The 11,862-nt window shown below is 62.7% G+C and carries 10 protein-coding genes, 1 tRNA gene and 2 pseudogenes; 9 read left to right on the plus strand and 4 right to left on the minus strand.

Going from position 1 to position 11,862, the window contains the following annotated elements; all coding sequences use genetic code 11:
• From MFF30_RS21565 to MFF30_RS21580, 4 genes and pseudogenes are all read left to right on the plus strand, one after another.
• Positions 1-676: pseudogene (locus MFF30_RS21565) on the plus strand (DEAD/DEAH box helicase); the annotation flags it as partial.
• Positions 677-740: 64 nt separating this feature from the next.
• Positions 741-816: transfer RNA gene (locus MFF30_RS21570), tRNA-Thr, on the plus strand.
• 719 nt (positions 817-1,535) lie between these two features.
• A complete protein-coding gene (locus MFF30_RS21575) occupies positions 1,536-2,069 on the plus strand; it encodes a hypothetical protein (RefSeq protein WP_238282048.1) in 534 nt (177 codons plus the stop codon).
• A gap of 141 nt (positions 2,070-2,210) precedes the next feature.
• Complete coding sequence (locus MFF30_RS21580; RefSeq protein WP_238282050.1) at positions 2,211-2,864, plus strand: DUF4145 domain-containing protein; 654 nt, start codon at positions 2,211-2,213, stop codon at positions 2,862-2,864.
• Here MFF30_RS21580 and MFF30_RS21585 read toward each other — a convergent pair.
• The 4 genes from MFF30_RS21585 to MFF30_RS21600 all read right to left on the minus strand — a co-directional run bounded on the left by MFF30_RS21585 (position 2,861) and on the right by MFF30_RS21600 (position 5,721).
• Entirely contained in the window at positions 2,861-3,001 is a 141-nt protein-coding gene (locus MFF30_RS21585) for a hypothetical protein (RefSeq protein ID WP_238282052.1), read from the minus strand. The genes MFF30_RS21580 and MFF30_RS21585 overlap by 4 nt on opposite strands.
• 286 nt (positions 3,002-3,287) lie before the next feature.
• Complete coding sequence (locus MFF30_RS21590; protein ID WP_373320974.1) at positions 3,288-3,503, minus strand: DUF4113 domain-containing protein; 216 nt, start codon at positions 3,501-3,503, stop codon at positions 3,288-3,290.
• A 128-nt stretch (positions 3,504-3,631) separates the two neighbouring features.
• Positions 3,632-5,263: a TadG family pilus assembly protein gene (locus MFF30_RS21595; RefSeq protein WP_238282053.1), complete on the minus strand. Its 1,632-nt coding sequence runs from the start codon at positions 5,261-5,263 to the stop codon at positions 3,632-3,634.
• 11 nt (positions 5,264-5,274) lie between these two features.
• Positions 5,275-5,721: a TadE family protein gene (locus tag MFF30_RS21600; RefSeq protein WP_238282054.1), complete on the minus strand. Its 447-nt coding sequence runs from the start codon at positions 5,719-5,721 to the stop codon at positions 5,275-5,277.
• 630 nt (positions 5,722-6,351) lie between these two features.
• Here MFF30_RS21600 and MFF30_RS21605 point away from each other — a divergent pair.
• The 5 genes and pseudogenes from MFF30_RS21605 to MFF30_RS21630 all read left to right on the plus strand — a co-directional run.
• Positions 6,352-6,747: a helix-turn-helix domain-containing protein gene (locus tag MFF30_RS21605; RefSeq protein WP_238282055.1), complete on the plus strand. Its 396-nt coding sequence runs from the start codon at positions 6,352-6,354 to the stop codon at positions 6,745-6,747.
• 575 nt (positions 6,748-7,322) lie between these two features.
• The gene (locus MFF30_RS21615) at positions 7,323-8,858 is read left to right on the plus strand and encodes an ISL3 family transposase (protein ID WP_238282060.1); all 1,536 of its coding nucleotides are present in this window, start codon (positions 7,323-7,325) and stop codon (positions 8,856-8,858) included.
• A gap of 450 nt (positions 8,859-9,308) precedes the next feature.
• Positions 9,309-9,719: pseudogene (locus MFF30_RS21620) on the plus strand (fumarylacetoacetate hydrolase family protein).
• A gap of 290 nt (positions 9,720-10,009) precedes the next feature.
• Positions 10,010-10,948 (plus strand): helix-turn-helix domain-containing protein, encoded by a 939-nt coding sequence (locus MFF30_RS21625; protein WP_238282057.1) that lies wholly within the window; start codon positions 10,010-10,012, stop codon positions 10,946-10,948.
• A 238-nt stretch (positions 10,949-11,186) separates the two neighbouring features.
• The coding region (locus MFF30_RS21630) for an IS5 family transposase (protein WP_238282058.1) at positions 11,187-11,862 on the plus strand (676 nt) is incomplete at its 3' end.

Genomic DNA, 11,862 nt, shown 5'->3' on the forward strand with positions numbered 1-11,862 from the left:
CCTGCTGCGACCGACTCAGAGCACCGGCCTCTACGTGCAGCAGGTCGGCCGGGCCCTGCGCCGCGCGCCTGGCAAGTCGGATGCGCTCATCCTCGACTATGCCGGCCTCGTGCGGATGCACGGCCCCGTCGACATCGTCACCGCCCGGAGTGCCGCGGCGATCCGGGGCCGCGAGAGCGAGGTGCGGGCCAAGGCCTGCCCCGGCTGCGGCGCCCTCATCGCCCTCAACGCCAGCACCTGCGAGGCCTGCTGGGTCGAGCCGGAGTCCGAACCCGAGGGGCCGGGCCACGAGGCGGCGGCGGACGATGCGCATCCCATCCTCTCGGCGGCGCTCGCGGACTGGCAGCCCGTCGTGGGCTGGAGTTTCGCCGCGCATGCGCGTTCCGCCCTCCCCGACGCCCTGGCGGTGGTGTTCCACCTCCCCGAGCGTCGCAGCCACGGGATCGTCCTGGATCTCGAACAGGTCGGCTACCCGCGCGAGAAGGCCGTGCAATGGTGGCGCCAGCACGGTGGCGGACGCGATGCGCCGATGCGCGTCGCGGAGGCCATCGCCGGACGCCACGCGCTGACCCGCCCGGAGGCGATCCAGGTTCGCGCCAGCGGGCGCCTCACCGAGACGATCCATTACCGCTTCGGCGACGGCCGCACCTTCACCGATTCCCGACGCGTCGCGTGACGGGCCGAGGCCGATGGGACAGGCTTGCGCCGGATCGACGGCTTTGATAGCGCATCAGGAACGCGCCGGTTTAGCTCAGCTGGTAGAGCAACCGCCTTGTAAGCGGTAGGTCGCGAGTTCAAGTCCCGCAACCGGCACCATAAATTAGCCCGCCAGGTCAATGACTTGGCGGGCTTTTTCGTTTCCGTAGAAGGGCGAAATGTGTTGCGATGTGCTGCAACACGATCCGTGGTTTTACAATGGGTTACGACCCAGCGTAGTCTGGTCCGTGCAACACGGACGGAACACGTGGGGTATGAAATCTGGAGCAGGCGAATGCGCCGCCCTTCTTTGGAAGGGTTGAGCGAATGTCACGCAACTCGCGGAGACACGATCCATGGACTGAGGACGAAGATGAAATCCTTCGCCTCAATTTCAAAGATGCCCTCCAGCTGCAAGTGTTGCTTCCGCACAGAACTTCAGCTGCGTTACGGATGCGAGCTGGCCGCCTCGGATTGGATAGCGGCTATAGGTTTTGGACGACGCGCGAAATTTCAACGCTGCGAAAGCTACGACCCACTCATAAGATCAAGTCGCTAGCATCGGTACTTTTCAATAGATCTGACTCCGCTATCGGTCAAAAATGCAACAGCCTCGGATTGACGAAGATTCGCCAGAAGCCACTCTCAACAGGAGATAGGTTGGTCGATATGGTCAGAACGCGAGCCCATGAGACGAATCTCTCAATGTTCGAGCTTGATCATATTGCCAATTCTAGGCCATAATTTTAGCGCGGCTGCTTAAATATTATTCGAAACAACAGCGCCTTACCTAAAGAGATACTCGCACTAGGTGGCACCATTCATTGGTCCGATTGACGGTGCTGCGCGAGGTCTCGGGTGAGTGGGTGAAGCAGGCGGCCAAGGAAACGGCGGACACGGCCGTGCGGGGCCTGCACTTCCTGGCGCCGTGGGAATACCTCAACCGGCGTGAGTGTGACGTGTTGAGGGCCCGGGAGCGTTCGGAGCGGAGCGAGGTGCTCGCCCAGATTAAAGCCCACCGGGCGGCCCAGGATCGCGAGTATCGGGCCTATATCGAGGAGCACGCCCCGCACTTGGTCGCCGAGATGTTCCCGCCGGCGCGCGGTCGCCTGCCCCTGTTCGTCGGGATGGCGATTGCGGCGCTTCTGCTGACCGTGGGCGGCCTTATCATGTTCGCCGCGTCCGCACATGCCGGCGAGCCGTCACCGCGCTGGAAGGCCCTGGCTGCGTGCGGCGTCACGAAGATGGCTTCGGCCGATTACGAAAGGCGGTGCCGAGCCTTCAGCCGGACCGACCGCACCGTGGTTCGGGAATACGATGGCCCTGGCGCCGGAGCGCCGAGGGATTGGGAACTGCCGAAAGTTTGGGAGTAGATGGTGGCAAGAGATACAGATTCTCCGCAGCTTGGTTCGCCTTCATTTACTTGCCCACACTGTCGCGCAAAGGCGCATCAGACGTGGTTCAGAGGTGGCGCCGTACCATACAAAAAGGATGATATCCCAGGGGTACTTTCCATGCAGACCTACAACGCCATACAGGTGCAAGCTCAAACCAATCCCTCCCAGTATGGAGAATTGTATATATGGGCGCAGCGTGTATGGCGACATAAGCCCATTATCGAGCCAGGCTTTCTTGATGTAAAAGCCCATCCTGCAACAAATCTACACTTGAGCGTATGTTATAGCTGCGATGAGGTATCGCTTTGTTCGGCTTACGATCTTGTCTACCCAACCTCCAAAACTGAGGTATTCCCGAACACTGACATTCCTCCTGACGCCAAAGCGGATTTTGAGGAGGCCGCGACGATAGTAGATTTGTCCCCCAGGGGGGCGGCCGCGCTTCTTCGGCTTGCTTTGCAGAAAATGCTTAAGAGTCTCGGTCAGAGTGGAGAAAACATCAACCAAGATATTGCTGCTCTAGTTCAACAGGGCTTGCCCGTCGCAGTACAGAGAGCACTGGATGTCGTTCGCGTTATCGGTAACAATGCGGTCCATCCAGGCGAAATAGATATGAGGGACGATAAGGCTACAGCAACAAGGCTTTTCGCACTGGTGAATATTATCGCCGAGGCCATGATTACCCAGCCAAAGCAGATAGGGGCGATGTTCGAGGATCTTCCGCAAGGCGCTATTGATGCAATTGAGCGTCGTGATAAGCCAAAGCCCTAAATCCAAGACAGCCGGTCTTCCATGATGCCGACGACTCGGGATCGCTCCGAGAGGCCGTAGAACCGCGCCGCCGCATCGACAGCGGATAGGAACAGGATCGCCAGGGCGCGCTCATCGCCGAAGCCCTGGCCCGACATTCACGTGAGGGTTCTTCGTTCGAAGACGCGGTGGAAGAGCAGAGCCTGCGCCTCGTCGCCGATCCGACGGGTGAGGTTCTGCATCTCGGTCAGCCCCGCGATCCGGGCATCCGTGACGCCGGCCGGAGAAGCCGTGATCCCGAATTGGGAGTACCGGGGTCCGAGGCTTTGAGCCGTTGCTAACCCAGGCGGCGCATCTTACCGGCGAGCCAAGTTGCATACCGGCTCGCATGTGAGATGGACGTCCCACCCCGCCGGCCCGTGATCAGATCGAGCGGCGGGGTCGTTATTTCCCAGGGCTCAAGCGTGTGCCATGGGGGAGCTCGCTGACCTGCGTCGTGTAGCGCGGGCTGCGCATCTCGAACTTCGTCGACCAGGTGCGCTTCTCGGTGAGCCCGGCGCGGACTGTTACGACGGTGCCTCGGCTGAAGCGTGCGTTGCAGGCGTCCATGGCCGCCTTCAGCGGAGCGCTGCGCTCGCTGTCGAGTTGGCCGATCAGCACTCGCGGAGCATCAGGTCGGTGGTGATCACCTCGGCCTTGCTGCGGCTGCACCTATGGCGCGCCAATCAGCCTCCGCAGCTGAAACGACCAACGCACGGCAGCCTATGGCGGATGCACACGGCATCTGCCTACTGCACCAGCACGGCTTGATCGCAGCGGACCCCGTTCACGGTGAGATCGGCCTTGCCGATCCGAATGCCAATGGTCCGAAGCGTGTTGTCTAGAACGCTATCCAGGGACGGCGCGGCGAGGTTGAGCGCAGCCCCCACCGTCGTTAGAAGGCCGGGCGCCAGGAGCCCGATCCCGTTGACGTCGAGGCTGAGGGACGACACGAGGCTCGGCACCAGGGCCTGTGTCATGTTGGTCGCCGAGACAGTCCGGACTTTGTGTTGAGCGATGTCGTCATCGCTGAACGAGAGAGCCTGCGTGTAGGGGCTCGCGATCGTCGCCCTGGCCCGGCCGCTGATGATCAGGAGCGGCGTGACGCGCAGGAGCGTGGCCGGCCGCGTGAGATCCGGCGCTGCGGACGCCACGTCCACCGAGTATTTCGGAATCTCCGCAATGGCGAGTTTAGCCACGCCGGGCTGTGCGTCCAGCGTCACCTGACGTTGCCCCTGGGGTGACCAGGGACAGGTCAGGGTCCGGAGCGTGGCCCGCGACATCGCCGCCTGAACGTAGACCGGCAGCGTCACATTCCCCAACCCGAGGGGAAGCGACAGCGTCGCCTCGATGAGGAGGCGAACCTGGGCCGTCCTGACCGTTGCATTCGGGCTTCCGGGCCGGACATTACCCGAACTCTGCTGCCGTTCGCCGACGCTGAGCGTGATCTGTGTCCGGAGCAGACCGGGTATCGATGCGCCGAGATCCACCGAAATCTGCTGTCGGCCATTCGAAAGCGCAACCACGTCGGTCAACGCATCCATGACGTCGATCAGTGGGCCGCTGGTGCCGAGGGCGGGTGCGAGCGCTGCGGCATCCCCCAGATTTAGGACGCTGCCGACCTGGAACGTTGTCGCGCCACCACGCGCGGCCGACACCACCTGCGCCAGGGCCGACGCCGCCCTGCCGCCATCGGTCACGGCGTTAGAGGCGATCTGAAGCGCCGCGGTCAACTGGCCCACGGTGGCGGTGGCGACGGCGATCTCAGAGTAGTTCCCAACTTCGAGCCCCAGCATGGGTGCCAGCGCGTCGAGCACACGGGCAGCATCGACACGGGTGCTCGCAAGTGCGTTGTAGTCGACCACCGACAGCGTCAACGGCTTACCCAGCATTGCGCCCAGGACGGCGTTCGCGACGCCTGCATCAAGGCCGGCCAGTCCGGACCCGATTGTGAAGGACGCGAACTGTGCCATCGCCGCGGTGCTCTGTACCTTGATGGCGATCTCGCGGCCGAGGCCGAGGGCGGGAGCGAAGTATGTCGGAGTTGCGGTCTGGAGGGTCACCCGGACCGCGTTAGGCGCCGACGTCTCCGTGCTGAAACGCGCATCGACGGCAGTCCTGCCGTCGGCGCTGTAAGAACCGGGCTGGACCCGGATCACGGCACCGGCGGCATAGCCGTTATCGGCTAGGGAATTCCGGGCTGCCGCCTCTGCGAGCGCAGGGCTCGCGGCGGCAAGCGTCGCCGCGATGTCCACGGCGCCCTGCGCCCGCCGATGGGCTAGGGTCGCCGACCCGTAATCAATCCCGATTGCCGCGGCCCCGAGGATAACCGTGAAGCCGAGCGCTGTGAGGATCGCGACCGATCCATGCCGGTCGGACATCTCACACCGCATCAGAGCCCACCCTTTCGGATGCTGACGCTGCTGCGGATCAGATCGGGTGGCAGCGGCACGAGACCGGAGAGCCCGGACAAGCCGAGGTTCCTCGAATCGAAGCTCAGTGTGACCCGGTAGAGGGTGGTGTCGCCGGGATCCGTCGCTACCTGCACGTCGATCATGCCCGGTCTAAACATCGTGCCGCTCACGAGGGCGGCGTTGACCTGCTGGCGCGCGAGGCTTGCCCGCTCGGCATCGCTGACGCCGGAGATGGAGGCCCGAGCCGCCTCCGATGTCAGCTGACGGAGGTTGTGGGCCGCGCCGAGATAGATGCCGAACACGATAATGCCGGCCAGGAAGGCCAGAAGGATCGGCGCGACAAGAGCAAATTCAACGGCCGAACTTCCTCGTTCGCATTGAGGAAGCAGCTTGTATGGATTCGCGGGGCCTCGGTGCGTGAACATGCTAGGGTACGAGAATTTTAGTTGTTAATTTCAACTCAGATAAGAAATCTGACACTTTAAAAAAGTGTGAATGGATTGTGCGGTCCAAGCGCGCGATTCCATGCACGACAGGCATCGAGGCGGCTTCCACCTTTCGGTCTGCCCATCCGCTATGCCATCCCTATTCGCACTTGGGTGCGTCGTTGAGCGGCAAGCCCAATGGGACGGAGCGAAACCGGGAGAAGCGGGACGCTTCATCACGCTTGCAGGGCAAAACTTGCGGAAGGCGCTGGGAGCAGAGGAAATGCCCTGACCTTCGATCAACAGGTCGCTAAACTGGCGCAACCTGAAGTTCTCGCCCAAAAGCTCGACATCTTGGCGACCGCCTTCGAGCAGATCGCCATCGACGTGACGCACGAAGCTCAGAACTCCAGCGTGCGGCGCTCAGCGGCGCTCAGCGGCGCAGACCCTGGCTGAGACTAGGCGACGGATCTAGCCGCAAGAAATGAGAAAGCCCGGCGCATTGTGAGGTCAGCGGTTTGTTCAAAGGGCCCAGCCGCTAGGACTCGGGAGGAAGCGCCATGTCTCTAGCGCGCCCAAGTAGTGTCAGGCAATATTGACCCTAGCCGGTGATTTATTTCGGGGACAGACGTGACGCAGAAGCATGCCACCGCAGATGACCGCACTCTCGGCATACGCATCACAGCGTTACGCAAAGCGAGGGGACTGTCCCAAACACAGGTCGGCAAGGCGCTCGGTGTATCCTTCCAGCAGGTGCAAAAATACGAGAGAGGAACGAATCGGATTGGCGCCGGGCGACTTCAGGCGATCGCAAATCTCTTTGAGGTGCCAGTATCTTCGCTCTATGGAGACGTAGATGACACTGCCGAGGAATCCGAAATCTTTGGCTTGATCGCATTGCCAGGGGCAGTGGATCTGCTTCGAGCTTTCGCAAAGATCGACAATGCCGATCTACGCCGCAACGTCCTCGCTATCGCTAGTACGGCGGCTCGCATCAGCACAGGACCGGTTGCCGGAAACGGCTGACGATCGAGGTTGAAACGAAAAACCCGCCGCGGCCGGAGCCGGGCGGGTGAAGAGTAGAGGTTTCATACAGCAGACAGGCTACATGCCGCCGCCGGGGCTTCCACCACCCGCGCTGCCCGTGCTGCCAGCACGCGACGGCTGACCAGCATTGCCACCTGCTGCCGAGTTCGAGTTGATCATGTCAGCGCCAGTTGCGCCGCGCGACCGGACGCGACCAGTACGTCCACCGGTCGAGTTCTGCATGCTTGTGGCCACGCCGCTGCGCTTCTTGGACCGAGACCGCGCGTCGGCCTCGGTGCTCATCTGGATGTGGATCGGCATCGAAACATGACACCGGCAGATCCGCTCCTAACTCTCTGACGCAGTGAGAAAATCCGAGTTTCCGGTGGGGTCACGATCGGTGCCGGTTGTGACCCCACCCCTCAAGGTATTTTGGTCGATAGCGCAGCGACTTAACAGAGTTGAAGGAGGGGTCATGTTTCGGGTTCATCCGCACTTTCGGTGCTGCGGGGTGATTTGGGCGTTGGTTTGCGTGGTGGTCCGAGGGCAGCGCGATGCCGATCTCAAACCCGTCGATGCCGTCGGTGCCGGACGGCGTGCACGTCGATGATCTGACGCTGGATGAAGCGGGCGTGCGGATCACCGCCCGGACCACGGCGGCCCAAGGCTTCTGTCAGGTCTGCGGGCCTGCTTCCTCTCGAGTGCACAGCACGTATTGGCGGACCTTCAAGGACTTGCCCTGGCAGGATCGGACGGTGACGTGGCAGGTAAAGGTGCGCCGCTTCCGCTGCAGCTATTGCCTGGGGCGGATCTTCGCAGAACCCGTGCCGGGGCTAGGCGCGCGCAAGGCGCGCCGCAGCCACCGATTGGCTGAAGCGCAGACCGACATCGGCATGGTGCTCGGCGGTGAGCCCGGCGCCCGGCTGTCGCGGCGGCTGGCCATGCCGGTCAGCGGCGACACGGTCCTGCGCCTGATCCGCCGCCGCGGGACCGTGCCGTCCGCACCGCCGCGCGTGGTCGGCATCGACGACTGGGCTTGGCGGCGCGGCCGGTCCTACGGCACCATCGTGTGCGACCTAGAGCGGCGGCGCGTCATCGACCTGTTGCCCGGCCGCTCGTCGGCACCGGTGCGGGACTGGCTCGCCGCCCATCCGAGCGTGACCATCATCAGCCGCGACCGCTCGGGACCCTACGCCGAGGCCGCGCGCACGGGAGCGCCGGCAGCGACGCAGGTCGCGGATCGCTGGCACCTACTCGTCAACGCGTCGGAGGCGCTGCGCGGCATCGTTGAACGGCACCAGTCCGAGATCCGGGACGTGGCGCACCGTGGCGTGCACGATCTCTCTGCCTCCCCTGACCTGCGGCAGCCTGCACCCACGCCGGAGGTGAACAGCCGTCGACGCGATCGCTGCGAGGCGGCCCTTTGCCTCCACGGCAAAGGTCTGCCGACCAAGGAAATCGCTCGCCGTATCGGTGCGTCCCGCAACGCCGTGCGCCGCTGGGTCCGGGCGGGCCGGTTCATGCCCTACCGTCGAGCACCAGGTTCGAGTCGGCTCGACCGCCATCTCCCCTTCGTCGAGACGCGCTGGCAGGAGGGCCAGTACAGCGCCACCGGACTCCACCGCGCGTTGCGCGCGCAGGGCTTCATCGGCAGCTACGACATCGTCCGGCGCTGGGCCGCGCGACGGAGGCAGGGTGCGCCGGCGCGACCACCGTCCACCCGGATCCCCTCGACGCGCCGCATCACCCGCTGGCTCACCAGCGACCCGACCGCGCTGTCGCGAGAGGATCGCGCTTTCACCGAAGCGCTCTGCATTGCCGCGCCGAAGCTGAAGCAGGCCGCCGAGGATGTACGCGCCTTCGCCGACCTCCTGCGCCAGAGCGATCCCACCGGACTGACGCCATGGCTGGAGGCTGCAGCCGCGACCGAACTCAGCGGCTTCGTCACCGGGCTCCGCCAGGACGAGACCGCCGTGCGCGCGGCCATCGTCGAGCCCTGGAGCAACGGTCCTGTCGAGGGACAGGTCAATCGTTTGAAACTGATCAAGTGCAGCATGTACGGCCGCGCCGGATTCGATCTCCTGCGCCAGCGCGTCCTACATGCCGCGTGAGCCGAGACCGGCGGAGCTCGACTGGACCGCCGATCTGCAGCACCGAAAGTGCGGATGAACCATGCTTCCAGGCCGATCCACAACCTACTAGTGAGACCCGGACGCCCGCGGAGATCAAGCAGACGCGGGCCTAGAAAGTGCAGCCGGCGAGGTTCCGCAGGTCGAGAGCGTACGGCTTCTGGCGCCGATCCCATCGCCAACCCGCAACATTTACGCGGTCGGTTGGAATTACCTAGGGCATTTCGCTGAGGGCCAGGCGGTGTGCGGTACGAACATGGAATACCAGGCCCACCCAGTGTTCTTCACCAAGGGCGTGAACACCGTCAACGGGCCCTACGACCCTTTTTCCTTCGACGCAGAAGTCTCGACTGCGATCGACTAGGAAGTCGAACTCGCAGTCATCATTGGCGCGGGTGGGCGTACATCAAGGAAGCCGACGCAGTGGGCCACGTGTTCGGCTACAGCGTCATCAATGACACCACTGCGCGTGACATGCAGATCAAGTTGCATGGCGGGCAGTGGTTCAAGGGTAAGAGCTTGGACGGCTATGGGCCGATTGGTCCGTGCATCGTCCCCGCTTCGGACTTGGATCCCTCGAACTTACATTTTCTGACCTGAGTGAATGGAGTGGTGAAGTAAGACGCCTCGACTCAGCAGATGTACTTCAAGGTCGCTAGCATCACCGCCGAGCTTTCGCACGGCCTTACCCTGGTCCCGGGCGACATCATCGCCGCGGGTACGCCGCGGAGTATCGGCAACCCCCGCAAGCCGCCGGAATACCTGAAGCCCGGCGATGTGATGGAGACGGAGATCGTTGGGCTCGGCACGTTGCGCAATGTCATCCAGGCCGTGCCCGTCTGAAGACCGTTGAGCGAGTGGGAAGCGGACCCCGCCCAGGCCGCATTCGACCAGTTCCGACCTTATTGGCTGGCGCCACTGAAGGACTAGGGCGGGTGGCGGGGTGGCGATCTGCTTTTGTGCCGATCGCCGCTCTGTGATTGGCCGCAATTCGGCTGTTTTGCTAAGCTCTGGACGTAAGAGTTCGCTTCGAATGGTAAGGCAGAACAATTTCTGACATTGCGCAGGAGAAGAGCCCACAGCAGAGGCATCTCGGTAGAGCGTCGGCAGACAGCTTCGGCCTCTATCATGATATGATCCAGTCGAGTGGGGCGGCGACATACCTCCTTGGCGAGACATTCGAAGCAACTATCGCCGCGCAACATTTCGGTCGCCTGACGCTGTTCGATCGGCAAATCATCGGCGCCGACCATAGGCGCAATTCTTCTCACATCCGGCGCGACGGCTTTGAGCATTACTATCTCCAGGTCTTACGATCCGGACGTGTGGTGAGCGGCCGGCCCGGAGAAGAACGGCGTCTTGTCCCAGGCGACGCCGTTCTCTACGACGCGACCCGTCCAATGCGGTCGATCGTGGACGATGGCGATATTGTCACAATCATCCTGACCCGTGATCAAGTCGAAGCCGCGGCGCCGAACGTTCGGGATCTGCATGGAAGCGTCCTTCCCAAGTGTGAGACAGGCTCGCTGGGCCAAACCGTACTTTCTTTCATTCGATGCGCATCGAACTTACCGGAGCCTTCGGCCGCCGGGGTTGGTCACATCATCACCAGTATGCTTGGCCAAATTCAGGGGCGATCCGATGCCGCCTACAGTGATGCCGTCGGCGAAAACAATCTGGAGCTGTCGCGTCGCCTCAAGGCTGAAATTTTTATCGATAACAATCTTGCGTCAGACTTGAGTTCAGACTTCATTGCCCGGAGCATTGGTGTTTCCCGATCCTCCTTGTATCGTGCGATGCAATCCGTCGGCGGCGTAGAAACGGTCGTCACGCGTCGGCGTGCCGCTCGTATGCGACTGCTGTTGTCCCGACAGGACAAAGCAGAGCTCATCGGTACCTCTATAAGAAAAGTCGGTTTTTCAAGTATCAGCCACGGGTCTCGTGTATTCAAAGAAATTTATGGGCAATCTCCGGATCAATTTAGGTTGGATATTGGAGACAATACGCTCTCAAGGACTCAAGTTTTACACCCCAATCGAATGCGGGATTGGTACAGTACCATGAACGACTGAATGGTTGAATTTGATTCAAATCTGCCATCCGCGCTTCTCGAACGTCGACCATCGCACCGTGACGCGGCCAGTCTCAACGAAAAAATCGCTAGACCTCACGGCGTTGGTCGCCATCTCGCGGATCGCGAACGTTAGTGCCTCGGTAGCCTTAGAGCCTGTTTGAGGACCTCCACCGGCCGTCCCCATTTATCTCGTGTAGCAACACGAATTCCGCCTGGCGGGGCGGCGTGGAGAGCAGATGTGGACGGACCGGCATCGGACGCGCCATGAAGCGCGTCTGAAGAACATGGTGATGGAGGCGGGCTTGGACGAGGTGGCCCGCTTCCTGGAGCGGGCTGACCCGCCGGCCCGACCGAACGCCAGGTCGGCGCGCCGCGTGATGGCGGCCGTTGCTTGGCATCTGCGGACGGGCGGCGGATGGCGGGCCTTGCCCGATGGCTTCCTGCCCTGGCGCACCGTCTATGGATGGTTCCGGCGCTGGGTGGACAAGGGCCTGTTCGCGGTTCTGATGCGGACGCTCGCGCGCCGACAGCGCCGCCGCTGCGGGCGGCGTCCCACGCCGCGGCTGGCGATCATCGACACCCAGAGCGTCAAGTGCATCGGCGTGCGCGGGCCACGCGGTTACGATGCCGCCAAGAGGGTGGTCGGCCGCAAACGCGTGATGATGGTCGATGCCGAGGGGCACATCCTGGCCATGGCTATCGTGCCGGCCAACGTACAGGACTGTGACACGCTGTCGGCACTGGACGAGGGCAAGCCGTACTGGCCGAGCCTGCGTCTGGGCCTCTTCGACAGCGTCTTCCGGGCCAAGCGCTGCGAGGAATGGTGCAACCTTCACGGCATGCGCCGACGGGTCGTCGAAAAAGACCCGGACCAGAAGGGCTTCGTCGTTCTAGAACGGCGCTGGATCGTCG

This window comes from Methylobacterium goesingense, assembly GCF_022179225.1.
In the GTDB taxonomy this organism is placed as follows: domain Bacteria; phylum Pseudomonadota; class Alphaproteobacteria; order Rhizobiales; family Beijerinckiaceae; genus Methylobacterium; species Methylobacterium goesingense.